The sequence below is a fragment of the Amycolatopsis pittospori genome (genome assembly GCF_013870525.1).
Taxonomy (GTDB): Bacteria; Actinomycetota; Actinomycetes; order Mycobacteriales; family Pseudonocardiaceae; genus Amycolatopsis; species Amycolatopsis pittospori.
In genome coordinates this window covers 122,334-145,784 of sequence record NZ_JACBXD010000009.1, presented here as the reverse complement: position 1 = coordinate 145,784, position 23,451 = coordinate 122,334, and the positions used below count along the sequence as shown (strand labels likewise).

Below are 23,451 nucleotides of genomic sequence, written 5' to 3'. Positions count from 1 at the left end.
GGCGGCACAGGGCCGTTCGGCGGCGGACCCTGCGGAGGCGGCCCACCGGGGCCACCAGGGCCGCCGTTGAGTCCTCCCGGACCACCGGGTCCACCGGGACCGCCCGGACGCTGCTGCGGTGGCTGGTTCCCCCGGGTGAGGTATCCGGCCGCGGCCTGACGCGTCGGTTCGTCGACCTCGGGCTGCGTGAAACCGTTCTGCCGGACGTGCTCGATCAGGTCGAGTTCCGGGGAGACGCCGTACTCACGCAGGTAGAAGTTGACCGCGGCGGGCCAGATCCACTGGCCGTCGCTGTGGAAGGCGACCGGGACGGTGGCCTCGGGGGTCTGCGCGAGCCTGTCGATGTCGTAGCCGCGCTCGGGGACCACCAGCGGCGCGTGGTCGAGGTATTCGAGCAGCCTGTCCTGCTCCTCGATCTCCAGATCGGGCCGGTTGATCACCGGGCGCCCGGCCGGGCCGATGGTGTCGAAGATGCGGGCGATACGGAAATGCGGCCCGGGCTGTTCGGGGCCGAGGCCGGACATGCGCCGGATCAGCCATTCGGGCACGTTCTCCTCGGAGCGGGGGAACATGCGCAGTTCGTCGGACAGTGCCTGGGGAGGCGGCGCGAGGCGCCAGGTGGGCTCGTCGCGGTTGTACTCGAGGTTGTAGCTGGACGGGTGGTCGAGCTGGTAGCGCGCGTTGAACCAGGTGCCGCGGCCGTCGCGGTACATCCCGGCACGGAGCCTGCCGAACAGCGTCGCGATGTCGTGCGTCGCGACCCACTCGTGCGAGGTGCCGTCCTCGGTGATGATCTCGCCGGTCATCTCGTGGTACCTGCCGACGGCTCGGTACTCGGCGCTCACCTTTCGCCAATCGCGCGGCGCGGCCCGCAGCAGGGCGAGGCCGATCTGTTTGACCAGGGTGTCCTGCTCGGTCGCGTTCAACTGAGTCGTCGGTTGTGCCACGGTCACATTTTGACCGTATCCGGGCCCGTGTGCACCCTGCATGTGGGTTTTACCGCTCTTGACAGCCCGGAAGACGCCCTGACCTGCTGTCCGGTTACTCACCCGGGATACTGGCGGAGTGAATCGATTTGCCCGCGAGACCCCGAAGGACGAGGACTGATGGCGGTGGCCGGACAGCGGCGTGACCGTGGGGCACTGCTCCATCACCTGCCGTTCCTGCTGGTGATGCTGGTGGTGGCCGTCGCCGCCCTGCGGATCGGCCAGTACCACTGGCGTCAGGGCGCGGCGCTGATCGGCGGGGCGCTGATGCTCGCGGGTCTGCTGAGGGCGGTCCTGCCCGACGCCAAGGCAGGGCTCCTGGCGATCCGGGGCAAGCCTGTCGACGTCCTCACTTATGGCGCGCTTTCTGTCTTGATCCTTTTCATCGCCTTCACGATCACCGGCGGTCCCCTGTCCTGAGAGGACCGTCGGCGGCCGGTCAGGAGGCCATGGCCGGGGTGAGCCTCGCCTCGCGACGGTCGAGGCCGCCCGAGACGACGGCCAGCGAGAGCCCCAGCACCGCCAGCGACGCGCCGACCCAGTTGGGCGCGACCAGGCCGAACCCGCCGGCGATCACCAGGCCGCCGAGGTAGGCGCCGATGGAGTTCGCGATGTTGAAGGCCGACTGGACGGCGGCGGAGACCAGCGAAGGCGTGCCGCCCGCCTTCTCCATGATCCGGGCCTGCATCATCGGGCCGATCATGAAGCCGGCGAGGCCGACGAAGAAGATCGTCACCGCGGCGCCGACCTTCCCGTTCGCGGTGAAGGTGAAGATCGCCAGCACCGTGGCGAGCCCGATCAGGGAGACGTAGAGGCTCGGCATCAGCGCCTTGTCGGCGAGCCTGCCGCCGAGGTAGTTGCCGATCGTCATGCCGACCCCGGCCAGCGAGAGCAGCAGGGTGACGTTGGACGGCGAGTAGCCGGTGACGTCGGTCAGCATCGGCGCGATGTAGGACAGGCAGGCGAACACACCGCCGAGGCCGAAGGTGACGATCGCGAGCGCGAGCCACACCTGCGGGCGGCGGAACGCGCCGAGTTCGCCACGCAGCGACGGCTCGACGGGTTTGCCCTGGTGGGGGACCAGTTTCGCGATCGCGGCCATGGCGAGCAGGCCGATCACGGCGACGACGCCGAAGGTCGCGCGCCAGCCGACCTTCTGGCCGAGCAGCGTCCCGAGCGGTACGCCGACGACGTTGGCCAGCGTCAGGCCCATGAACATCATCGAGACGGCCTTCGCGCGTTCACCCGGCTTCGCCAGGCTGGACGCGACGACCGCTCCGGCGCCGAAGAACGCGCCGTGCGGCAGGCCGGCGAGGAAGCGGAAGGCGACGCCGAACTCCTGGTTCGGCGACAGTGCGAAGAGGACATTGCCGAGCGTGAACAGCCCCATCATCGCGAGCAGCATGGTCTTGCGCGGGAGGCGCACGGCGGCCGCGGTGAGCAGCGGGGCTCCGACCACGACGCCGAGTGCGTAACCCGAAATGAGGTAACCGGCGGACGGGATCGACACGCCGAAATCCTTGGCGGCTTCGGGCAGCACGCCCATCATGACGAATTCGGTGGTCCCGATGCCGAAGGCACCGATGGCGAGCGCGAGCAGCGCGACGGGCACGGCTCTCCTTTCGAGGGTCGTACTGAGTAAACGATTACTCGCCCACCGTCGCGGATGGGAGCCTGAATCGATTTAGGTCTCGGACACAAAGGAGGACAGCGCGTTCGGCGCGTGCGTCGACGAGCTGCCCTGCCCCCAGTTCAACGGATCAAGGGCGCCTTTGTCATCCCGGTTTCGGGTGAGGCTGCCCACCCTCAGCGGCGGGCGGCGAGCACGCCCTGGAGCAGGCCGGGGAAGAGGGCGTCGAGTTCGTTGCGGCGCAAGGAGTTGTAGCGCGCCGTGCCCTGCTGGCGGCCCATGATGACGCCCGCTTCGCGCAAGGTGCGCAGGTGGTGGGTGAGTGTGGATTTGGTCACGGCGACGTCGAATCCGCTGCACGAGATCTCGGTGCCGGCGTCGGCCAGCTGCCGGACCATGTCGAGCCGTACCGGGTCCGCGAGCGCGGCGAGGACCGCCTCGATCCGGATCTCGTCCGGCTCGGGATAGACGTACTGCTGGTTCGCGGCCATGAAGTCCATAGTACGACGCCCCTCGAACTTCCCGTGAGATCGTAGTACGGTCAGCATCGAACTACGACAACCATCGAACAACGACCCCACGCGCCTTCAGCGGGCTAAATGCGATCCGGCCCCGGCCGGGCACCTGCCGCACCGACCTGCGTTTAGCGGGCTAATCGCGATCTGGGCGGCACCTGGGCGACCGGGGCCCGGAGCGACTTCCGCGGGCTAAACGCGATCTGGCCGTGAGCGGGAAGCGGGCGTAAAGGGTCTGGATCTGGGGATTCATGACTTTCGCGCCACCTAGGACCTCGGTGCTGGCACTGGGCACCTTCGCGGTCGGCACCAGCGGGTACGTCGTCGCCGGGCTACTGCCCGCGTTGACCGGCGAGCTCGGGGTCTCCGAGACGGCCGCCGCTCAGCTGGTCACCGCTTTCGCCATCGCGTACGCGGTCGGCTCACCGCTCTTCGCCGCGGTCACCGGCCGATGGGAGCGCCGCACGCTCCTCGTCGCCGCTCTCGTCGTCACCGCCATCGGCAACGCCCTCGCCGCTCTCGCCCCCGGCTACGTGACCCTGCTCTTGGCCCGGGTCGTCACCGCGATCGGCGCGGCGGTGTTCACCCCGGCGGCCAGCGCGGTCGCCGCCGAACTCACCACACCCGAACGTCGCGGCCGCGCGGTCGCCCTCGTCTTCGGCGGGCTCACCATCGCGACGATCCTGGGCGTCCCGCTCGGCAGCGTCCTTTCGCAGAGCATCGGCTACCAGGCCGTCTTCGCGCTCGTCGCGGCCTTCTCGCTCCTCGGCGCCATCGCCGTCCGGCTGGTCCTGCCCGCCGTCCCGGCGCCGCCTCCGGTCCGCCTGTCCGAGCGGTTCACCGTCGCCAAGGACCCGCGCGTACTCGCGATGCTCGGCGCGACCGTCCTCGGCTGCCTCGCCGCCTTCTCCGTCTACACGTTCATCTCGCCGGTCCTGCTCGCGACGGCCGGCGTCCACGGCACGACGGTGAGCCTGCTGCTGTTCGTCTACGGCGCGGGCGGCGCGCTCGGCAACGTCCTCGGCGGCCGCGCGACCGACCGCTGGGGCGCCCGCGGGCCGCTGCTGGTCGTGTTCGCCGGGATCACCGTGGTGCTCGCGATGTTGCCGCTGGTCGCGACCAGCGTCGCGGGCGCGGCCGTCGTGCTGTTCCTCTGGGGTCTGGCGACCTGGTCGATCAACCCGCCGATCCAGCACCGGCTGATCGAACTGTCCCGCCAGAACGCCGGACTGGTCCTCTCGCTCAACGCGTCCGCGATCTACCTCGGCGTCGGCCTTTCCGGCGTCGTCGGCGGAGCGGTGCTCACCGGCGGCGGACCGCTCCTGCTGCCGGAGATCGCCGCGGTGCTGACCGCGGCGGGCGCGGCCGTGGTCGTGGTGGGCTGGCGGGCCCGCGTGAGGCAGCCCGTGCCGGCCGAGTAACGGCTATTCGGCGCGAGACTCGACTTCGCAGTCAGGGCCGGGATAGACGAGTCCTTCGTGTCCGTCCCGGAACCGGACGAGATACGGCGGAGCGCCGTGTTCGCCGCGTACTTCGAGGATTTCGCCTCGTTGTGAAGCCGAACCCACCGTGCGTCCGTGCACGTGGATCTCGTCTCCGACGGTCGCGTGCATGTGAACCACCTCCGACGCTCCAAGGTTAGGAGCGTCGGAGGTGATCCCGCTACAGTGTCGTCATGATCCTCGAAATCCTTGGAGGCGCGACGCCTCACGTCCGGTGAGCCCGTCGATCCGGGTCCGCACGCCCTCGGAACTGCGTGCGGCCAGAAGGAAAAAAGCCCACCGCTGCTGGGGACATCTCGTCGCGGCCCCGCTGTGGCCGTTGCACGGCGCGAATCTCGGCACGCTCCTACGCACCTGCGATGCGGTAGGTGCCTGCCTTGCCGTACCGCGGTTTCCGTGGGTGCCGGAGGCGCTTCGCCGCGGGAACACGTTGCGGCGCCCGGCCTGTGTGCACTGGGTGCACGACCCGCCGGGCTGGCTCGCGCGGGAACGGGTTGCGGGCACGGCGATAGTCGGCGTCGAACTCGCCGACGAAGCCGTGCGCCTGGCCGATCTCCCGTCCGCGCGCGGACGGACCATCGCCGTACTGGGCCATGAGCAGCAGGGCATTCCACCGGAAGCGCTCGACCTTCTCGACACCGTCGTCGAGATCCCCATGGTGGGCACCGGCGCGAGTCTCAACGTCGCCGTGGCCGGCAGTCTCGTGTTGTACAAATTGGCGGGCCTGCTGTGAGCGACGTGGATAAGCTGCCCGGATGACCGACGTACTCGACGTGGTGGACGGGAGGAGCGGCGAACTCGTGCTTCGCCGCGCGGGCGAAGACTTCGAGGTCATCGCCAACGGCGTCTTCCTGATGGACACCCGCAACGGTGAATCGGAACGGCTGCTGGTCTCGGTGGCGGCGGATCTGGTGCCGGGCAAGGCGCGGATGCTCATCGGCGGCCTCGGCGTCGGCTATTCGCTGCGTGCCGCGCTGGATCACCCCGGCGTCGGCGACGTCGTGGTCGTCGAGCGTGAACCCGCCGTGATCCGCTGGAACCGCGAGGGTCCGCTCAAGGACGTCCACGACGACGCCCTCGCCGACGAACGGGTCACCGTCGTCGAGGCCGATCTGGTGAAATGGTTGCGACGGACGGAAGAGCGCTTCGACGCGTTGTGTCTCGACATCGACAACGGTCCTGAATGGACGGTCACCGACGGCAACGCGAAGCTGTACCAGAACGACGGTCTCGACATGCTCGCCGCGCGGCTGAGGCCGGGCGGGGTGCTCGGGGTCTGGAGTGCCGAGGCGGTTCCGGCTTTCGCGAAGCGGCTGCGGGCGCGGTTCGGTGAGGTGCGTGAGCTGAAGATCCCCGTGCCGCAAGGGGAACCGGACGTCCTGTGGTTCGCCCGCAGGTAGCGGACGTCGCCGCGGGTCTGCCTGAAATGATCGCCGTATGGAGATCACGACCTGGCACCTCGAGCAGACCTCGCCGGACGACCTCAGCGCGGCGAAACCGCCCGCCGTCCCGGTGGCCATCACTCGTGCCGAACTGGTCAGCCCGGAGCTGAACCGGTACCTGTACACGGCCGTCGGCGGCGACTGGTTCTGGATCGACCGGCTGAGCTGGACGTGGCGGCAGTGGACCGAATGGCTGGACAGGCCGGGCGTCGAGACCTGGGTCGCGTACGCGCAGGGGACGCCGTGCGGCTACTTCGAACTCGACGGCAGCGCGGATGGCGAAGTCGAACTCGCGTACTTCGGCCTGATGTCGTCCTTCGTCGGGAAGGGCCTCGGCGGACACCTGCTCACCGTCGCTCTGCGGGAAGCTTGGGCACTGGCGGAGCGCTGGCCAGGTAAAACGGCGACGAGCCGCGTCACGGTCCACACCTGCACCACCGACGGCCCGGCCGCGCTCAAGAACTACCAGGCACGCGGCTTCCGGCTGTTCCGCACCGAAGTCGAGCAGGACGAACTGCCCGCCGAGACGCCGGGACCGTGGCCGGGAGCCGCGAAGTAGCTACTTCGCCGGAGCCTTGGCAGCGGCCTTCGCCGCCTTCTTGAACGCCCGAACCTCGCCGAGGGTCTTGGTGTCGACGACGTCGGCGATCGAGCGCCGCGAGCCGCGGTCGCCGTACGAGCCGGCGGCCGCGCGCCACCCCTTGGGCTGGATGCCGAGCTGCTTGCCGAGCAGCGCCAGGAAGATCGCCGCCTTCTGGTCGCCGAAGCCGGGCAGGGCCTTGAGTCGCTTGAGGACTTCGGGGCCGTCCGGTTTCGGCCGTCCGGCCGTCCAGATCCCGGCGGCGTCACCGTCGTAGTGCTCGACGACGTGCTCCGCGAGGTCCTTCACCCGCCTGGCCATCGAACCGCCGTAGCGGTGGATGGCGGGCGGGACCACGCACAGCTCGACGAAGGTCTCGGTGTCCATCGCGTGGATCTTCTTCAGGTCGAAACCGTCCATCCGGTCCGCGATCTTCTGCGGGCCCCGGAACGCGTGTTCCATCGGGAACTGCTGGTCGAGGAGCATCCCGACGAGCAGCGCGAACGGGTCTTCGGTCAGCAGCCGGTCCGCTTCCTCGTCTCCGACCAGGTGCAATGCGCGCGTCATGCGCCCAGGATCTCACGAACGCGCGGCCGTGCGCGTCCTCATCCGTGTGGGTCGACCAGCAGGTCGGCGGCCGCGGTGGTGACGGCTTCCGACACCGCCGCCAGCGCGGGGGAGTCGAGCTTCCACTGCTGCCAGAACAGCGGGACGTCGATCGGGTGGTCCGCGTCGAGGCAGGCGAAGCGCCCATCGCGCAAGCGGTCGCCGATCTGGGCGAGCGGCACCATGCCCCAGCCCATCCCGGCCGCGACGGCGTCGAAGAACCCTTCGGACGACGGGACGTAGTGACGCAGCGAGCTCGCGATGGTGCCGCGCTCGCGGGCGAAGCGGTCCTGAAGGTCGTCACGGCGGTCGAAGACGACGACGGGGGCTTCGGCGAGATCGAGGTCCGTCCCGAGGCGAGGGCTCACGACGGCCAGGTAGCGCATGTGTCCGAGCCGGTGCACCGAACAGCCCGCGACCGGATCCGGCGACGACGTCACGGCCGCCATCACCAGCCCCTCCCGCAGCAGGGTCGTGGTGTGGTCCTGGTCCTCGCGGTGCAGTTCGAAGCAGATCTTCTGCTCGGGTGGCACCCGCGTGAGCGCGGGCAGGAACCACGTCGCCAGCGAGTCGGCGTTCACCGCGATCGGCAGCCGGACCGGTTCGTCGCCCGCGGTCAGGCCGAGTTCGGCTCGCGTGTCGGCCTCCAGCAGCGCCAGCTGACGGCCGAAGCGCACGACGGCCTGCCCGGATTCGGTCAGGCGTACCGGTTTCGTGCGGATCAGCAGCACTCGTCCGGTGCGCTGTTCGAGCGCCTTGACGCGCTGGCTGATCGCCGAGGGGGTCACGTGCAGGGCCGAGGCGGCCGCGTCGAACGTGCCTTCGTAGGCGACCGCCAGCAGCGTGCGGACCAGGTCGAGGGGCAGATCTGACATCATGAGCGCTAATGTTACGTAAGAATCTTTAGCTGTACTGTTGACGTCGAGGTTCCTAGTGTTCTTCGTATGGGTGACGTCTTCTTCAGTGCGGCCGCCGGCTTCGGCGCCACCATGGCCCTCATCGTCGCGATCGGCGCGCAGAACGCCTTCGTCCTGCGCCAGGGCATCCGCCGGGAAGCGGTGCTCGTGGTGGTGCTGATCTGCATCTTCTCGGACGCCATCCTGGTCAGCCTCGGCGTCGGCGGGGTCGGCGCACTGATGGGGACTTCGCCCGAAGTACTGACCATCGCCGCGTTGGTCGGCGGAGCCTTTCTGCTCTGCTACGGCGCCCTCGCCGCCCGTCGCGCGTTCAAGCCGTCGATGTTGGAGACAGGCGGCCCGGACGCCGGTGGATCGCTGCGCCGCATCGTGCTGACCACGCTCGCGCTCACCTGGCTGAACCCGCACGTCTACCTGGACACCCTGCTCCTGCTCGGCGCGATCGCCGCCGGGCACGGCGGCGGCCGGTGGGCGTTCGGTGTCGGTTCGGTGCTGGCCAGCGTGATCTGGTTCCTCGTGCTCGGTTTCGGCGCGCGCCTGCTCAGCGGGTTCTTCCGCAAGCCGTCGTCGTGGCGGATGCTGGACGGCCTGGTCGCCGCGACGATGATCGCCCTCGGCGTGACGATGGTCGCCAGCGCCTGACTCAGGGCAGCCGGGCCAGGTCCTCGGCGGTGAGCACGAGATCGGCCGCGGCCGCCGAATCGCGGATCGTCGCGGGCCTTGTCGAGCCGGGGATCGCGATCATCGACGGTGACTTCGCGAGCAGCCAAGCCAGACAGACCCGCTGCGGGCTGACGCCGTGTTCGTCCGCCACCGAGTGGAAGGCCGCGCCGATTCCGCCGAGCGGCCCCCAGGGGAGGTAGGCGAGCCCGAGTTCCGTGCTCAACGCCAGTTCCGGCTCGTGCACCAGAACCGCGGGCGAGTGCTCGTTCTGTACGGAAACCAGTTTCCGGCCGAGGATCTCGCGCGCTTCGAGGATCTGCGCACTGGACACATTGGACACTCCGGCGAGCCGGATCTTGCCTGCGTCGGCCAGCTCCTTGATGGCGCCGACGGATTCGGCCCACGGCACGTTCTCGTCGGGCTTGTGCAGCTGGTACAGCCCGATCGCGTCGACGCCGAGCCGCTTCAAGGAACCTTCGCAGGCGCTCTTGAGGTGCGCGGGCGTCCCGGTCACGGTCCACGAGCCGTCACCGGGCCTGCCACGGCCGCCCTTGGTCGCGACGAGGACCGCGTCCGAACCGCTGCCGTAGGTGGCCAGCGCGTCGGCGATCAGTTCCTCGTTGTGGCCGATTTCGCCCGCGTGCCAGTGATAGGAGTCCGCCGTGTCGATCAGCGTGACGCCGGCGTCGAGCGCGGCGTGGATCGTGGCGATGGCGCGGGCTCGGTCCGGACGGCCTTCGATGGACAGAGGCATCCCGCCCAGCCCGATCGCGCTGACCTCGATGTCGCCGATGGTGCGGTAACGCATTCTCAAGCCCTTCGGATCTCTTCGACGGCCTCGCGGAGCCAGTCGGTAGTGGTGGAGAAGGAAAAACCGAGCTCTGTCGCGCGAGAGGTGTCCAGAACGGTGGAGCGATCGAAGGAGAACGGCGAGGCGTCCTGTTCGACGATCCGGAATCGGGGTTCGATCGCGACCGCGCGGGCGATGTCCAGCGCGGACAATTCGCCGTGCGAGCCGGCGTTGACCGGACCGATGAAGTCCTCGATCGTGGCCCAGGCGAGGAAGTCCGCGATCTCACGCTCATGGATGAAGGTCGCCGGCCGGGGATTCGCGTGGACATCGACGGCGCCGCCCGCGTCCAGCCGTTCGACGTACTGCCGCAGGCGGCCGGTGAAATCGTCGCCGCCGAGGACGTGCGCGACCCGCACGGACGCGAACGGCACGTCTCCGGCGGCGAAGACCGTCTCGGCCTGCCGCTTGCCCTCGCCGTAGTGGGCTTCGAGGAAATCCGTTTCGTGCCAAGGAAGTCCGAGGTCGACAGGGGTGGAAGCGACCAGCGATTCGGCCATCGGGGCGTCCGTCCGGACCTGGTCGTAGACCTCGATCGTGGACGTCATCACGTACCGGGCCGTGCGGATCACGCGTCGCGCGATGGCGGCTTGGACCGGGGTGTAGCAGACCTGGTCGAGCACGACGTCGAAGGAACGGGAGCCCAGCGCGGCCGCGAGCCCCCACCCGTTGTCGCGGTCGGCGATCACGTGGGCGACACCGGACGGCGCCGGCGTCGATCCGCGGTTGAGCACGGTGACGTCCAGTCCGGCGTCGCGCAGCCTCTCGACCACCCCACGGCCGAAGTACCGGCTCCCGCCCAGAACGAGCACTTTCTTCATGTCCACAAGTGTTACGGTGGCGATCCAGGTCCAAGAAGGGGAAATCATGGGTGGATCGGCCGAATCACTGAAAGAACAACGGCCTTATCGCGATTCCGCTGAAAGCTCACTGGACGTGATCGACCGACGACTGCTCGAACTCCTCCAGGAGGAAGGGCGTATCACCCTGAGTGAACTCGGCCGACGTGTGTCGCTGAGCCCGGCGGCCGTCGGCGAGCGCGTCAAACGGCTCGAAGCCGACGGCACGATCACCGGCTACGCGGCGCTCGTGTCGCCGTCCGGGGTCGGTCACGGACTGCGGGCGTTCGTGCGGATGGCGCCGCACAGCGGGTTCACCATCCGGCATCCGCGCGCGCGGAAGATCATGGACCGCCCCGAAATCCTCGAACTGCACCACGTGGTGGGGGAGGATTGCTGGATCCTCAAGATCGCCGTCCGCGACACCTCTCATCTGGAAGACCTCCTCGAAGACCTGTCCGCGCTGGGCTCCACGACGACGTCGATCGTCATGTCCAGTCCGATCGAACGCCGCGTTCTCCTGCCTTTGTGACCGTTCACAAGAAGTGACGGGGAAGTCTGATCGTTGTCCTGGTTCGACCTCGTCGTTTGTGACGCATGATGACTCGCATCACATACTGACGAGTAACCGGAGGCAGGGATGCGGGCTCGGGTCACCAACGGCGGTGCCACGAAGACCAGGAAGATCCTCACCACGCTTGTCGCGGCCTTGACGTTCACGATCGCCGCTCCGGCGGTGGCGAGCGCGGCGCCGTCGAGCGGCTGGAACGACTGGTCGTGCAAGCCGAGCGCGAAACATCCTGAGCCCGTCGTGCTCGTGCACGGCCTCGGCGGCAACGCGACGACGAACTGGTTCCATCACGCGCCGAAGCTCAAGAACGCCGGTTACTGCGTCTACTCGCTGACCTACGGCTCCACCGTCCTGGGTGGACAGTTGTTCGGCGGACTCGGCTCGATGCGGAAGAGCGCCGTCGAACTCGGCACGTTCGTCGACCGCGTGCGGAGCAGTACGGGCGCGGACAAGGTCGACATCGTCGGGCACTCCGAGGGCACCACGATGCCCGCGTACTACCTCAAGTTCGTGGGCGGCGCGGAGAAGGTGAAGCACTTCGTCGGTTTCGGCTCGAACTTCAAGGGCACTTCGCTCAACGGTCTTTCGGGGCTGGCCAAGGCCGTACTGTCGATCCCCGGGCTCGACCTGCTCGCCGACGGCGTCTGCGGGGCCTGCCGCGAATACCTCGCGCCGTCCGACTTCCTCGACGACCTCGCGAGGGGCGGCGTGGCCGTGCCGGGGCCGACGTACACGAGCATCGTGAGCCGCTACGACCGCGTGGTCACGCCGTACACCAGCGGTGTCCTCGGCGAACCGGGCACGACCGACATCGTCCTGCAGGACAACTGCGGAGTGGACGCGTCCGGACACCTGAGCCAGGCCATCGATCCGAACGTGACGAGCCTGATCCTCAAGGCACTCGACCCGGCGAACGCACCCGCGCCGACGTGCGTGCCGTTCATCGCTCCGCTGTAAGGACTACGGGCCGGGTTTGGTCGCGTGCACCACGAACACCGACCGGACCCGGTCCCCGGACTCGACGTCCAGCCGCTTCACCGTCACCTCGGTGAAGCCCGCTTCGGAGGCCAGTTCGGTCGCGTCGGCTTCGGTTTCCGGGAGCTTCAGGTCGGTCGGGACGATCGCGGCGAACGCCTCCGACGGCCGGAAGGCCGACGCCAGCGGCAGGCTGAAGCCCACCCGGCCGCCAGGACGCAGCGCCCGCAGCCAGTCGCGGAGCGCGGCCGCGCCGAGGAAGTGCAGCGAGGACGCGCAGAGGACGGCGTCGGCGCCTTCGTCCTGCATCGGCGACGGCACCGCGGAAGCGACCTGCCAGGTGATGAGCTTGGCGGGATCCCGCGTCGCGGCCTTCGCCTCGGCCTGCGCGATCATGCCCGGCGAGATATCGATCGCGAGCACTTCGCCGGGCTGCAGGCGAAGCGCGGCGAAGGCGGCGACGCCCGTTCCGGTCGCGACGTCGAGGACGTGTTCGGGAGACGTGCAGCCGAGGCCGTCGACGAGTGCTTCGGCGACGAGGCCGTGGAAGGTGTCTTCGTCGTAGTGCGCGGCGATACCGTCGAACAGGCCGGCCGCGATCTCCTCGCTCACGACGGCGACCCTGTCCGGGAGACGGCGCCGTCCGGCGAAACCCAGGTCGACGCGGTGATACCAGCACAGCTCCGGATCGCCTTCGAGCCAGCAGAGCAGGACGTCGACACCGTCGAGTTCGGCGGGGAAGTCGATCAAGAGCGGGGCGAACCCCTTCAGCTCCGCGCCCGTCCGCTGGACAGTGGTCATGAGGTCGTCCAGCCGGGCCTGCGCGGCCTTCCACTCCGGCATCCCGCCGAGCGCGGTCTCGCGGCCGCCCGGGCGCAGGGACGCGGCGAGTTCGGCCGCGTCGGCACGCAGCCGGATCAGCTCGTCGAGCACGGGGCGTAGCCGGGCGAGTTCGGCGCGGGCTTCGGGAACGGTGAACAAACCCATACGCCGATGGTCCCAGCCCGGTCAGCGGCGCTTTCGGGCGAGTCTCGACGCGAGGCCCGCGCCGATCAACAGGAACCCCGTTCCGAGTAACCCGCCGATGAAGAGCCAGCTCGTGACGCCGTACGTGACGTCGTTCTGCGGGAGGTATTTCACCAGCTGGAAGCCCCATTCCGGGACCGCGGCGGCGGCCACGCCGGGCACCACGCCCCAGACCAGGCCGCTGAGGATCGGGCCCGTCGCCGAGAGCGCGCCGAGCAACCCCACCGCCAGCAGCAGGATCCCGCCGCCGACGAGCAGGCCGATGCTGAAGACGTCACGCTGGGTGCTGAGCGTCGCCTGGACGAGCATCTGCTGCCGCAGGCCGCCCCAAGCCAGCAGGCCGAGGGCGACCGGCGTCAGGATCAGACCGCCGGCGCCGCTGAGCACGCGACGCACGCCTCGGCCGGCGCGGCTGTCTTCGGCGCCCAGGTCGTCGTCGAAGGGCTCGTACGGTTCGTACGACTCGACGTCCTCGTAGGGGCGGCGAGGGTCCTTGTACGGCTGCTGGTCGTACTCGCCGTACTCCTGATAGTCCTCGTCGTCGTACTCCGCGACGTACCGGTGCTGCGATGACATGGGCGGGCCACCTCCCTTAACCGGACTACGGCCCCGGGGCCCGCGCGGTTCAAAACGATCTGGCCCAAATCGCGATTAGCCCGCTAAACGCAGGTCGGCCGGGTTCGCCCAGATCGCCTTTCGCGGGCTAAACGCGATTTGAGCGGCGCCGCGCGAGGGTGCCCACCAGGCCGGCCCCGATCAGAAGGAACCCGCTTCCCATCAGGGCGCCCATGACCATCCAGGTCACCACGCCGACGCCGAGCTCGCGGCCGCCGACGTCGTACATGAGGCCCAGGAAGTCCCGCGGACTCAGGAAGACCGTCAGGCCCGGCAGCACACCCCACATCAGCCCGCCGATCACCGGGCCGAGGCCGGACAACGCGCCGAGGAGCGCGACGCCGAGCAGGAGGACGCCGCCGAGCAACAGCAGGAACAGGCCGAGGAGGTCGTCGCCGACGGTGTAGGCCTGCGCGAACATCCGCTGCAGCCGGGAGCCGGCGTAGATCACCAGGCCCAGCGCGACGGGCGTGAGCAGCACCCCGCCGAGCGCGCTGATCACGCGGGGCACGGCGCGGCTCGTCTGCTTAGGCTGGACGTAGGGCTCCGGCGCCTGATGCTGCTCGAACGGCGGCACGGCGTAGGGGTTGGTGGACATGGGGACCGCCTTTTCCGATGGCCGGCAGAGGAGTGCGGTTCGATGATGTCGCGGTTTCGCGGGCCCCGTGACGGCCGGATGGCCGTCGTCCGACCGGGTGACGTCGGCCACATCGGCCTCGTGGAGACTTGATACCGACCACTACTGGAACCATCCAGGACGGTTAAGCAGTACGCTTGTACCGCTACCGGAGATTGAAGAAGAACGCGAAGATCCGCGGAAGGAGCACCGCTGCTCATGGCCAAGATCAAGGTCCAGGGCACCGTCGTCGAGCTCGACGGTGATGAGATGACCCGCATCATTTGGCAGTTCATCAAGGACAGGCTGATCCACCCGTACCTGGACGTGAACCTGGAGTACTACGACCTGGGCATCGAGGAGCGGGACCGCACCGACGACCAGGTGACCGTCGACTCGGCCAACGCGATCAAGAAGCACGGCGTCGGCGTCAAGTGCGCCACGATCACGCCGGACGAGGCGCGCGTCGAAGAGTTCGGCCTGAAGAAGATGTGGCTCTCGCCGAACGGCACGATCCGCAACATCCTCGGCGGCGTGATCTTCCGCGAGCCGATCGTCATCCAGAACATCCCGCGCCTGGTGCCCGGCTGGACCAAGCCGATCATCATCGGCCGTCACGCGCACGGCGACCAGTACAAGGCGACCAACTTCAAGGTCCCCGGTCCCGGCACGCTGACCATCAGCTACACCCCGGACGACGGCTCCGAGCCGATGGAGTTCGAGGTCGCGAAGTTCCCCGAGGGCGGCGGCGTCGCCATGGGGATGTACAACTACCGCAAGTCCATCGAGGACTTCGCGCGTGCCTCGCTGCAGTACGGCCTCGACCGTGAGTACCCGGTCTACATGTCGACCAAGAACACCATCCTCAAGGCCTACGACGGCATGTTCAAGGACGTGTTCGAGGAGATCTACCAGGCCGAGTTCAAGGCCGACTTCGACGCCAAGGGCATCTCCTACGAGCACCGCCTGATCGACGACATGGTCGCCGCGGCGATGAAGTGGGAGGGCGGCTACGTCTGGGCCTGCAAGAACTACGACGGTGACGTGCAGTCCGACACGGTCGCGCAGGGCTTCGGCTCGCTGGGTCTGATGACCTCGGTGCTGCGCACCCCGGACGGCAAGACCGTCGAGGCCGAGGCCGCGCACGGCACGGTGACCCGGCACTACCGCCAGCACCAGCAGGGCAAGCCGACCTCGACCAACCCGATCGCGTCCATCTACGCGTGGACCCGGGGCCTCGAGCACCGCGGCAAGCTGGACTCGAACCCGGAGCTGATCGGGTTCGCGAACAAGCTGGAGCAGGTCGTCGTCGAGACCGTCGAGAGCGGCAAGATGACCAAGGACCTCGCGCTGCTGATCAGCAAGGACCAGGCGTTCCAGACCACCGAGGAGTTCCTCGCGACGCTGGACGCCAACCTGGCCAAGAAGATCGCCCAGGGCTGAGTCTCGCAGTAAGTACCTGAAGGCCCCCTTTCCTCGCGCTAGACGCAAGGAAAGGGGGCCTTCAGGTTTTGTCGGTCCTGCCGCCGGGACCGTGACCGTGGGTAGTACGCGACCGGTGGGGTTGGCGCCTCCGGGTGGTTGGCAATCCTGGATCTGGGCGCCCGCCCCGGCTTCTGCCACTCTGGTCGAGGAAGAAAACGATTCCCACGTTCGAGGAGCGACCGTCATGGCCATCTCGAAACCGGTTCTGTTCATCGGCGGAGGTATCGCGCTGATCGTCGTCGTCGCCATCTCGGGGCAGGACAGGGAGTCGAGCGCTTCGAGCCCGACCGGATGCCAGGTCGTCGTGACGGCGGACGTGCTCAACGCGCGCGACACCCCCGGCGGGCAGAAGATCGTCGGCAAGTACGTCAAGGACGCGAAGATCGACGCTCAGCCGGTGGTCGAGGCGGGCTTCCGCAAGATCGCCGAGGGCAAGTGGGTCTCGGCCCAGTACGCGCCCCCCGTCGAAGGCTCCAAGTGCGGCCCGTGACCCCAGATCGCGATTAGCCCGCTAAACGCAGGTGGGAGCCCTCCTCGGCGGCCAGTACCTCGCCCCCGAACTCCGCGCGGGCTTCGGCCACCGAGACGTCGCGGTCGCTGCCCGGCCAGAAGTGGGTCAGGAGCAGTCGCCGGGCGCCCGCGCGCTCGGCCCAGTGGCCGGCCTCGCCCGCCGTCGAAACCAGGCGCGGAGTCTCGTCCGGCGACGGGCCCTGCAGCGTCGCGTCGGCGATGAGCAGATCCGCGTCGCGCGCCAGTTCCGCCAGGACCGGGCTCGGCCCGCTGTCTCCGGTGTAGGCGACGGTGAGGCCGGGCGCGGTCAGCCGCACCCCGTAATTCGGCACGTGGTGCGGCAACAGGAACGTGGTCATCCGGAACGGCCCGACGTCGCGCGGCGGGCCGAGTTCGTGGATGTCGAAGATGGTCGTCGGATGCGGCCGCGGCTCCAGCGCCTCGAGCCGTCGCACCGTGCCCGGCGTGCAGTGCAGCGGGATCCGCGGCTCGTCCGGCAGCCCGTACGCGCGGGCCCGGCCGAGCGCGCTCACGTCGGCGCAGTGGTCGGGATGCTCGTGCGTCACGACCACCGCGTCGACCCGCCCGCCCGGGCAATGCTCGAACAGCCGCGACGCCGCCCCGTAGCCGAGATCGAGCACGATCCGGAACCCGTCGTGGACCAGGAGGAAGCCGGCGCAGGCGCGGCCCGGTTCGGGCCACGCGCCACAGCTGCCGAGCACGGTCAGCTCGCTCATGCGCGCAGTCTCGCAGAGCGCCCTCGGTAACGGCGTGCGATTTCCGGCGACTTCGTGACCGCGGGGGTCGCGAGGAGGTCCGTCATGAAGCAAGTCCAGAGCCGGGTCGTCACCCCGAAGCCGATCGACGAGGTCTACGCGTATCTGGCCGACTTCACCAATCAGCCGGAGTGGCGCTTCGACGTGGTGTCGTGCTCGCTCGCGTCGGGCGCGGGCGGCTCGCCGGGGGCGAAATACCACCAGCGGGTGAAGCCGCGTGGCAAGGAGATCGACAGCGAGGTCGAGCTGACCCGCGCCGACAAACCCGCCGAGGTCTCGTTCCGCACGCTGGATCCCGGGCCGGTCACCGTGTCCGGCGCCTGGCATCTGAAGAGCACCGGGGCCGGGACAGAGGTGATCTGCGACGTCACCATCGAGACGCACGGTTTCCTGCGGTTACTGGAGTTCACGATGGGGCCGTCGTTGCGGAAGATCTCGGACCGCTACGAACGCGACCTCTCCGCGCGGCTCAACCCCTGACGATTCTGTCGGACCCTCCGGGTAGCGTGCGAAGAGTGCTGACCGTCTCCACTGTGAATGTCAACGGCCTCCGTGCCGCCGCGAAAAAGGGCTTCGTCGAGTGGCTGTCCTCCACGAAGGCCGACGTCGTCGCCTGCCAGGAAGTCAGGGCCGAGCTGAAGGAGCTCCCCGCCGGTGCCGCCGCGCCCGAAGGCTGGCACGTGGTGCACGCGCCGTCGGTGCAGAAGGGGCGCAACGGCGTCATGCTCTTCAGCCGCGCCGAGCCCGAGGAGGTCCGCATCGGCTTCGGCGAGCCCGAATTCGAGGACAGCGGCCGGTACGCCGAGATCCACCTGCCGAACGTCGTCGTCGCGAGCCTGTACCTGCCCAGCGGCGACGTCGGGACACCGCGTCAGGACGAGAAGGAGCGCTTCATGGCGGCCTTCCTGCCCTACCTCGTCGACCTGCGCGCCAAGGCCGAGGCCGGCGGCCGTGAGGTGGTCGTCGTCGGCGACTGGAACATCGCCTACGAGAAGACCGACCTGAAGAACTGGCGCGGCAACCAGAAGAGCTCGGGTTTCCTCCCGGAGGAGCGCGAGTGGCTCGGCCGGGTGTTCACCGAAGCCGGTTACGTCGACGTGCAGCGCAAACTCGACCCGGAAGGCCCCGGCCCGTACACCTGGTGGTCGTATCGCGGGAAGGCGTTCGACAACGACTCCGGCTGGCGTATCGACTGCCAGATCGCCACGCCGGGGCTGGCCGAGCGGTGCACCTCGGTCGTGGTCGAGCGCGCCGAGTCCTACGATCAGCGTTGGTCCGACCATGCGCCGGTGACGGCGACGTATTCCGGCTAACCTGAGCACGTCATGGAGACGAACGAAGCCAAGCGCGTCGAGGCGACGAACGCCGAGCGCTACCAGATGTCGGGCCAGTACGGGTGGGAGTTCAGCCCGGACGCGCCGAACCTCCTGGAGCGCTGGACGGTGCTGCCGTTCAACCAGCGCGGCGACAAGCGGATGGCCTTCGGCGCGCTGAACGGCACGCACCAGGGCCTGCGGTTCAGCGTCTTCGACTACCACCGCCGTCCGACGGTCACGAGCGTGCACACGCGGTGGACCAACAAGAAGGTCAACGAGCTCGACACGATCTCGATCGACACGGTCTGGGTGGTCACGCTGCCCACGCCGATGCCGAACTTCCAGATCGTGTCGAGTATCGAGTCCGCCTGGGACGTCGACCAGTATCCCGAGCCCGCCACCGCGGATCGCAAGTTCAACCGCTGGTACAAGCTGATCGACACGGATCCGAACGTCGCCGTCGGCGTACTCACGCCGCAGGTCGCCGGGCTGATGCGCTCGCTGAAGCTGCACACCTGGTCGCTGGTGGGCAGTGAACTGGTCTACGTCGAGAATCCGACGTTCGGCCGGACGAAGCCGGACGACGTGCTCGCGACACTGGGCAGGCTCGCGCAACTGGTGTCGCAGCTGCCTTTCCACCTCGGCGGCGGGCAGCCGCAGGCGCCGCAACCGCAGGCGCCCCAGTATCCGCCGCAGGCCCAGTACCCGCAGCAGCCGTACCCGCCGCAGAATCCCGGGTATCCGCAGCAGTATCCGCCTCCGCCGCAGTACGGTCAGCCGCCGCAGCACCCCGGATACCCGCCGCAGCAGCCTTATCCGCCCCAGTATCCGCCGGCGCAGTACCCGCCGCCCGGATATCCGCCGCAGGGTCATCCGCCTCCGGGATACCCGCCGCGCGGCTACTGACGGGCCTTCGCGCTTTCCGTCCACAACGGACTATCGACGAAGTGGTTGTCGAACTTTTCCTGGCTGTCCAAGAGATCCTGGACGGTCGCTTTACCATGCCCGACCTTCTCCAGTAGCCGGAAGTAGTCGAACCGTTCCACGCCGGGGATGAACACGATCAGCACGTCCGCCGAGGAGTCGACGGCCGCGCGGAAGGCGTGCGTCGTCAGCGGCGGGACGACGAGCATGTCCCCTTCGGAAACAGTGACGATCTCTTCTCCCACAAGGACTTCCAGGTTTCCGCCGAGTATGAAGAACATCTCGGCGGAGCCGGTGTGATAGTGCGGCGCGGCTCCATCGGCGCCGACGCCTAAGCGCGTTCTCGCGCTGCTCATGACCCCACCCGTGGTCGAGACATCGGCGAGCAGGGTGACGAAGGTGGGGGCCGCGCCGACCGTCTCGGCTTCGGCGGCGCGGACGAGGACGGGCTCACGGGTTTCGATGCGCTGTGTCATGCCAGCGATAGTTCCATGGCTGATAGTTCGCTGTCAAACTATCTCCTGTCGAATAGACTGCGGTCGTGAGTGAAGAGCAGAACGCCGATGCGATCGACGCGGTCGTCGGCGCATGGCGGCGGGAACGACCGGAACTGGACTTGACCGCGATCGGGGTCGCCGGGCGCCTCGGGCGCGCGGTGATGCTGACGACGCCGATGGTGGAGGCCGTGTTCGCGAAACACGGGCTGAAGCAAGGGGAGTTCGACGTCCTCGCCGCACTTCGGCGGTCGGGGAAGCCGTACACGCTGATCCCGTCCGAGCTGTCGGCGACGCTGATGATGTCCAGAGCGGGGATGACCAGTCGGATCGACCGGCTGGAGTCGGCCGGGCTGGTCGAGCGCGCGCTCGACCCCGAAGACCGGCGCAGCTTCCGGGTGACGCTGACTGAGCGCGGATTCGACGTCGTCGACGCGGCGATGAGCGAGCACACCGCGAACGTCGCGAAGCTGCTCGCGCCGCTCGGCGACGATCTCGATGTCCTGGATGGAGTGCTACGCCGGCTGCTCGGCTCTCTTGAATGACGAAGGGGTCCTTCGCCGCGTCCGATGCGGCGAAGGACCCCTTCAGCTTCTTGGGCGGATCAGCAGTACAGGTTGTTCCCGGCGGGGACGCCGAGGATTCCGACGATCTGCTGGTACTTGTTCACACGGCTCTGCACTTGGGCGGGGTTGCCGCCGTTGCATTCGATGCTGCCGTTGATGCTGCGGATGGTCTCGCCGAAGCCGTTGCCGTTGACCATCGCGTGGTGCGGGGTCATCGTGCCCGGTCCGTTCTGGGTCATCCAGTACCAGATGCCGGTCTTCCAGGCGACCGCCGCGTCGTTCTGCACCAGCCACGGGTTGGTCAGCAGCGGCAGGCCCAGCGCGTCACCGGCGGCCTTGTAGTTGAAGTTCCAGCTCAGCTGGATCGGGCCGCGGCCGTAGTACGCGGCGTTGCCCGCCGGGCAGCCGTAGGACTGGCTCGTGTCGCAGTAGTGCGGGTAGTTCGCCTGGTTCTGCTCGACGATGTGGACCAGGCCGCCGGTCTCGTGGTTGACGTTCGCCAGGAAGGCGGCCGCCTCCTGCTTCTTGACCGTGTCGCTGCCTGTGCCGGCGAAGGCCGGATACGCGCTCAGGGCGGTGACCAGGCCGTTGTAGGTGTAGAAGGGATTCCGGCTCGGGAAAATCTGGTTGAACTGGGCTTCGCTGACCACGAAACCGGACGGGTTCTGCGAGCCGCCTCCGCAGGTGCCCTGGTCGGCCCAGACCTGGGCCGTACCCGGGGTTTCGTTCTGTGTCCACCACTTCGCGGACCAGTTGCGCCCGTTGTGGGAGGCGGTGTTGCCGCCCCAGTAGACCGAGCTCGCGTTCCACGGCGCCGCGCAGTCCGCGGCCGAGGCGGACTGGGCCGGGACGACCACGGCGACCGTCGTGGCCGCGAAGGTGGCGGCGACCGCCGCGAGGATACGTCGAAGAGACATCGGTGGCTCCTTCGTACGAGGGGACCATGCAGGGGATTGGTCTATACCTTTTAAGAGGTATGGCCACAGGTATAGACCATTGCACACAAGAAACCAACCGGGGAAAGTCGGATCGTGCCTGTTCGGCCCCGTAGTGACATCCGAACGGCCTAACCCTTGTCTCGTTCTGTCAGAAACCGTTCCGGTCGCGACAACTTTGAGGAGAGGGGTGCTCGAAACATCCCCCCTGTGAGGGGCTAGTCTCGTTCCCCGAGTTGATCAGAACCCACAGGTCTTGACACGCTCGGTAGTTTTTTGACCAGCGACCTGGAAATGCTCACTCGTTCGGGTTAGCGTTCCGGTTCAGTAATGTCACGTCACGGGAGGCACTCCGGTGCGGAACCCAGTTCATCTCCTGATGCGGTCGGCTCTGCCCGCGGCCAGGGCCGCGGCGGTCGTCGCGATCCCGGTCGCGCTGCTCATCGCGGGCGCCGGCCCGGCCTCGGCCGCGGAGACGACTTCGCGCTCGGAGATGGCATTCGGTCTTCTGGGCCCGGTCGGCTTGATCGCCGTCGCGCTCGGCATCGTCGGTATGGCGTTCGGTGTCTTCCGTCAGCGCCGGAAGGCGCGCGCCGCCGCCGCTGCCACGGCCGCCCCGACCATCCCCGTCGTCACCCCGGTCCAGGCCCCGGCCCCGGACGTCGCCGCGATGGCCGAGGCCGTCCTCGCCGAACGCGACGCCCTCACCCACCCGCGCCACCCCTGACCTGCGCCTTCCCCGCGTTTAGTCCTCTAAATGCGCCCCGCTTCCGGCCGCCCACAGATCGCGATTAGCCCGCTAAACGCAGGTCGGAGCCAGCTGAGGGCGGGTGCCATCAGAGCACGATTAGCCCGCTAAACGCAGGTCGTCCGGATTTCTTGGGTAGGTACACCTAGTCCCATCCGGATTGTTTAGCCGCGCGCTGATCGCCACGCTCGGGTCCATGACGGTGACGCGGCGCAGTCGGCCCGGTGATCCCTTTCCCCGCGCCTTGGACCGGGCGATCACGGACAGCGGACTCGGTCTCGACCGGATCCGCCACCGGCTCGCCCAGCACGGCGTCCGGGTCAGCATCGCGACCCTGAGCTACTGGCGAACAGGAAGAAGCCGCCCCGAGCGGTGCGACTCGCTGAAGGCGGTCGCGCTGCTGGAGCGGCTCTTCGAACTTCCGCACGGTTCGTTGCTGAACCGGCTGGGACCGCGTCGCCCCAGGGGACGGTGGGGCGACGCGGGAACCGGGTCAGACTCCGGAGTTGGTGCGGATCCAGCTGCGGAAGTAGGGGACGTCCACGTAGATCGACGGCCCGGTCGCACAGGTGCTGCTGTTGTTCCCGGCGCGGCTGGTGGCGCCGACCAGCTGCCAGACACCGTTGACCTGCTTCACCTGCGGGCCGCCCGAGTCGCCGTAGCAGGCGCCCTTGTTCCCACCGGGGTTGTTGGTGCAGATCTCGCTCGCGCCGCTGATGCCGAGGCACCGGCTGTCGGCGACGATCGAGGTGTTCAGTTCCTGCAGGGTGATCGGGGCGCCACAGCCGCCCTGCGGGGCGCAGGTCTGGCCCCAGCCGATGATCCGCGTCGCGGTGCCGACGGCCCCGGACGCGTCGGCGATCGTGACCGGCGCCTGCGACACCGCCGTCGAGAGACGCAGCAGCGCCAGGTCGGCGCTCGGGTGGGCGATCCGCTGGGCCACGCGGGCCACGGTGCCGCCGCTGGTGCGGTTCGTGGTGCCGACGCGCACCTGGTACGGCGTGCCACAGTGCTTCGCGGTGACCACCCAGGTCGAGCTGATCAGTGAGCCACCACACTGGTGCCCGCCGCTGCTCGACTGCTGCGACACCATGAACGAGTAGACCTGCGTCGCGTTGCCGCCGCCGACGATGTTCGGCTGGACGCCGCCGGTGGGCTCGGAAGCGGTCGCGGCGCCGGGGAGGGTGAACACGGCCGCAGCCGCGATGGCCAAGCCCATCAGCAGGGATCGTGCCTTCATCTGGGTTCTCCTTCGGTGTGGCCGGAAGATCCGGTGCCATGAACGCTAGGAATCGGACACCTCGCTCAGAACCGTCGGAAGTATGTGGCGTTTAACCGTTTAGACCGTTCGGCCGGGGCGACCT

The 23,451-nt window shown here is 68.5% G+C and carries 29 protein-coding genes and 1 pseudogene; 15 read left to right on the top strand and 15 right to left on the bottom strand.

Going from position 1 to position 23,451, the window contains the following annotated elements:
* Positions 1-989 (bottom strand): annotated as a pseudogene (locus H5J31_RS07700) (hypothetical protein); the annotation flags it as partial.
* A gap of 117 nt (positions 990-1,106) precedes the next feature.
* Here H5J31_RS07700 and H5J31_RS07695 point away from each other — a divergent pair.
* A complete protein-coding gene (locus H5J31_RS07695; RefSeq protein WP_181771768.1) occupies positions 1,107-1,406 on the top strand; it encodes a DUF3017 domain-containing protein in 300 nt (99 codons plus the stop codon).
* Between the two features lie 19 nt (positions 1,407-1,425).
* On the opposite strand, the gene H5J31_RS07690 is transcribed toward H5J31_RS07695, so the two are convergent.
* Positions 1,426-2,598 carry an MFS transporter gene (locus tag H5J31_RS07690; protein ID WP_181771767.1) on the bottom strand — a complete coding sequence of 391 codons (1,173 nt, stop codon included), beginning with the start codon at positions 2,596-2,598 and terminating at the stop codon, positions 1,426-1,428.
* 194 nt (positions 2,599-2,792) lie between these two features.
* Positions 2,793-3,107, bottom strand: a complete 315-nt coding sequence (locus H5J31_RS07685; protein ID WP_181771766.1) for an ArsR/SmtB family transcription factor — start codon at positions 3,105-3,107, stop codon at positions 2,793-2,795.
* A 275-nt stretch (positions 3,108-3,382) separates the two neighbouring features.
* On the opposite strand from H5J31_RS07685, the gene H5J31_RS07680 reads away from it, so the two are divergent.
* Entirely contained in the window at positions 3,383-4,552 is a 1,170-nt protein-coding gene (locus H5J31_RS07680; protein WP_181771765.1) for an MFS transporter, read from the top strand.
* A 3-nt stretch (positions 4,553-4,555) separates the two neighbouring features.
* Here the strand turns inward: H5J31_RS07680 and H5J31_RS07675 are convergent, their stop codons facing one another.
* Complete coding sequence (locus H5J31_RS07675; RefSeq protein ID WP_181771764.1) at positions 4,556-4,744, bottom strand: DUF1918 domain-containing protein; 189 nt, start codon at positions 4,742-4,744, stop codon at positions 4,556-4,558.
* 40 nt (positions 4,745-4,784) lie between these two features.
* On the opposite strand from H5J31_RS07675, the gene H5J31_RS07670 reads away from it, so the two are divergent.
* The 3 genes from H5J31_RS07670 to H5J31_RS07660 are packed head-to-tail and all read left to right on the top strand — an operon-like array spanning position 4,785 to position 6,634.
* Positions 4,785-5,366, top strand: a complete 582-nt coding sequence (locus H5J31_RS07670; protein ID WP_328701409.1) for a TrmH family RNA methyltransferase — start codon at positions 4,785-4,787, stop codon at positions 5,364-5,366.
* 22 nt (positions 5,367-5,388) lie between these two features.
* A complete protein-coding gene (locus H5J31_RS07665) occupies positions 5,389-6,033 on the top strand; it encodes a spermine/spermidine synthase domain-containing protein (RefSeq protein WP_181771763.1) in 645 nt (214 codons plus the stop codon).
* Positions 6,034-6,070: 37 nt separating this feature from the next.
* Positions 6,071-6,634: a GNAT family N-acetyltransferase gene (locus H5J31_RS07660; protein ID WP_181771762.1), complete on the top strand. Its 564-nt coding sequence runs from the start codon at positions 6,071-6,073 to the stop codon at positions 6,632-6,634.
* Here the strand turns inward: H5J31_RS07660 and H5J31_RS07655 are convergent, their stop codons facing one another.
* Complete coding sequence (locus H5J31_RS07655; protein ID WP_181771761.1) at positions 6,635-7,222, bottom strand: HhH-GPD-type base excision DNA repair protein; 588 nt, start codon at positions 7,220-7,222, stop codon at positions 6,635-6,637.
* 38 nt (positions 7,223-7,260) lie between these two features.
* Positions 7,261-8,139: a LysR family transcriptional regulator ArgP gene (locus H5J31_RS07650; protein WP_181771760.1), complete on the bottom strand. Its 879-nt coding sequence runs from the start codon at positions 8,137-8,139 to the stop codon at positions 7,261-7,263.
* A gap of 66 nt (positions 8,140-8,205) precedes the next feature.
* On the opposite strand from H5J31_RS07650, the gene H5J31_RS07645 reads away from it, so the two are divergent.
* Entirely contained in the window at positions 8,206-8,820 is a 615-nt protein-coding gene (locus H5J31_RS07645; protein WP_181771759.1) for a LysE/ArgO family amino acid transporter, read from the top strand.
* Position 8,821: 1 nt separating this feature from the next.
* Here the strand turns inward: H5J31_RS07645 and H5J31_RS07640 are convergent, their stop codons facing one another.
* Both H5J31_RS07640 and H5J31_RS07635 read right to left on the bottom strand, forming a co-directional pair.
* Entirely contained in the window at positions 8,822-9,649 is an 828-nt protein-coding gene (locus H5J31_RS07640) for an aldo/keto reductase (protein WP_181771758.1), read from the bottom strand.
* A 2-nt stretch (positions 9,650-9,651) separates the two neighbouring features.
* Positions 9,652-10,512, bottom strand: a complete 861-nt coding sequence (locus H5J31_RS07635) for an NAD-dependent epimerase/dehydratase family protein (RefSeq protein WP_181771757.1) — start codon at positions 10,510-10,512, stop codon at positions 9,652-9,654.
* 115 nt (positions 10,513-10,627) lie between these two features.
* Between H5J31_RS07635 and H5J31_RS07630 the strand changes: the two genes are divergently transcribed.
* Positions 10,628-11,062, top strand: a complete 435-nt coding sequence (locus H5J31_RS07630) for an Lrp/AsnC family transcriptional regulator (protein WP_328701408.1) — start codon at positions 10,628-10,630, stop codon at positions 11,060-11,062.
* Positions 11,063-11,170: 108 nt separating this feature from the next.
* Positions 11,171-12,058 carry an alpha/beta fold hydrolase gene (locus H5J31_RS07625; RefSeq protein WP_181771756.1) on the top strand — a complete coding sequence of 296 codons (888 nt, stop codon included), beginning with the start codon at positions 11,171-11,173 and terminating at the stop codon, positions 12,056-12,058.
* Between the two features lie 3 nt (positions 12,059-12,061).
* Here the strand turns inward: H5J31_RS07625 and H5J31_RS07620 are convergent, their stop codons facing one another.
* The 3 genes from H5J31_RS07620 to H5J31_RS07610 all read right to left on the bottom strand — a co-directional run bounded on the left by H5J31_RS07620 (position 12,062) and on the right by H5J31_RS07610 (position 14,315).
* Positions 12,062-13,063, bottom strand: a complete 1,002-nt coding sequence (locus H5J31_RS07620; RefSeq protein WP_181771755.1) for a DUF2203 family protein — start codon at positions 13,061-13,063, stop codon at positions 12,062-12,064.
* 21 nt (positions 13,064-13,084) lie between these two features.
* Positions 13,085-13,678, bottom strand: coding sequence for a hypothetical protein (locus tag H5J31_RS07615; RefSeq protein ID WP_181771754.1), 594 nt, complete (start codon positions 13,676-13,678; stop codon positions 13,085-13,087).
* A gap of 127 nt (positions 13,679-13,805) precedes the next feature.
* Entirely contained in the window at positions 13,806-14,315 is a 510-nt protein-coding gene (locus H5J31_RS07610; RefSeq protein ID WP_236004816.1) for a hypothetical protein, read from the bottom strand.
* 237 nt (positions 14,316-14,552) lie between these two features.
* Between H5J31_RS07610 and H5J31_RS07605 the strand changes: the two genes are divergently transcribed.
* A complete protein-coding gene (locus H5J31_RS07605) occupies positions 14,553-15,776 on the top strand; it encodes an NADP-dependent isocitrate dehydrogenase (protein ID WP_034304555.1) in 1,224 nt (407 codons plus the stop codon).
* Between the two features lie 226 nt (positions 15,777-16,002).
* A complete protein-coding gene (locus H5J31_RS07600) occupies positions 16,003-16,308 on the top strand; it encodes an SH3 domain-containing protein (RefSeq protein ID WP_181771753.1) in 306 nt (101 codons plus the stop codon).
* Between the two features lie 13 nt (positions 16,309-16,321).
* Here the strand turns inward: H5J31_RS07600 and H5J31_RS07595 are convergent, their stop codons facing one another.
* The gene (locus tag H5J31_RS07595; protein WP_181771752.1) at positions 16,322-17,065 is read right to left on the bottom strand and encodes an MBL fold metallo-hydrolase; all 744 of its coding nucleotides are present in this window, start codon (positions 17,063-17,065) and stop codon (positions 16,322-16,324) included.
* Positions 17,066-17,149: 84 nt separating this feature from the next.
* Here H5J31_RS07595 and H5J31_RS07590 point away from each other — a divergent pair, with 84 nt between their 5' ends.
* Genes H5J31_RS07590 through H5J31_RS07580 form a run of 3 tightly spaced genes read left to right on the top strand, consistent with a single transcriptional unit; the run spans position 17,150 to position 19,326 of the window.
* On the top strand, positions 17,150-17,584 hold the full coding sequence (locus H5J31_RS07590) for an SRPBCC family protein (RefSeq protein WP_181771751.1): 435 nt from the start codon (positions 17,150-17,152) through the stop codon (positions 17,582-17,584).
* A 26-nt stretch (positions 17,585-17,610) separates the two neighbouring features.
* Complete coding sequence (locus tag H5J31_RS07585; RefSeq protein WP_181771750.1) at positions 17,611-18,417, top strand: exodeoxyribonuclease III; 807 nt, start codon at positions 17,611-17,613, stop codon at positions 18,415-18,417.
* 12 nt (positions 18,418-18,429) lie between these two features.
* On the top strand, positions 18,430-19,326 hold the full coding sequence (locus H5J31_RS07580) for a hypothetical protein (RefSeq protein WP_181771749.1): 897 nt from the start codon (positions 18,430-18,432) through the stop codon (positions 19,324-19,326).
* Here the strand turns inward: H5J31_RS07580 and H5J31_RS07575 are convergent.
* Positions 19,320-19,820 carry a cupin domain-containing protein gene (locus tag H5J31_RS07575; RefSeq protein ID WP_181771748.1) on the bottom strand — a complete coding sequence of 167 codons (501 nt, stop codon included), beginning with the start codon at positions 19,818-19,820 and terminating at the stop codon, positions 19,320-19,322. The two genes, H5J31_RS07580 and H5J31_RS07575, sit on opposite strands and share 7 nt — an antisense overlap.
* Before the next feature lie 65 nt (positions 19,821-19,885).
* On the opposite strand from H5J31_RS07575, the gene H5J31_RS07570 reads away from it, so the two are divergent.
* On the top strand, positions 19,886-20,383 hold the full coding sequence (locus H5J31_RS07570; protein WP_181771747.1) for a MarR family winged helix-turn-helix transcriptional regulator: 498 nt from the start codon (positions 19,886-19,888) through the stop codon (positions 20,381-20,383).
* Positions 20,384-20,442: 59 nt separating this feature from the next.
* Here H5J31_RS07570 and H5J31_RS07565 read toward each other — a convergent pair whose 3' ends face one another.
* Entirely contained in the window at positions 20,443-21,321 is an 879-nt protein-coding gene (locus H5J31_RS07565) for a glycoside hydrolase family 19 protein (RefSeq protein WP_181771746.1), read from the bottom strand.
* A 397-nt stretch (positions 21,322-21,718) separates the two neighbouring features.
* Here H5J31_RS07565 and H5J31_RS07560 point away from each other — a divergent pair, with 397 nt between their 5' ends.
* Positions 21,719-22,066: a hypothetical protein gene (locus tag H5J31_RS07560; protein WP_181771780.1), complete on the top strand. Its 348-nt coding sequence runs from the start codon at positions 21,719-21,721 to the stop codon at positions 22,064-22,066.
* A 514-nt stretch (positions 22,067-22,580) separates the two neighbouring features.
* On the opposite strand, the gene H5J31_RS07555 is transcribed toward H5J31_RS07560, so the two are convergent.
* Positions 22,581-23,327 carry a S1 family peptidase gene (locus tag H5J31_RS07555; RefSeq protein ID WP_181771745.1) on the bottom strand — a complete coding sequence of 249 codons (747 nt, stop codon included), beginning with the start codon at positions 23,325-23,327 and terminating at the stop codon, positions 22,581-22,583.
* Between the last annotated feature and the right edge of the window lie 124 nt (positions 23,328-23,451).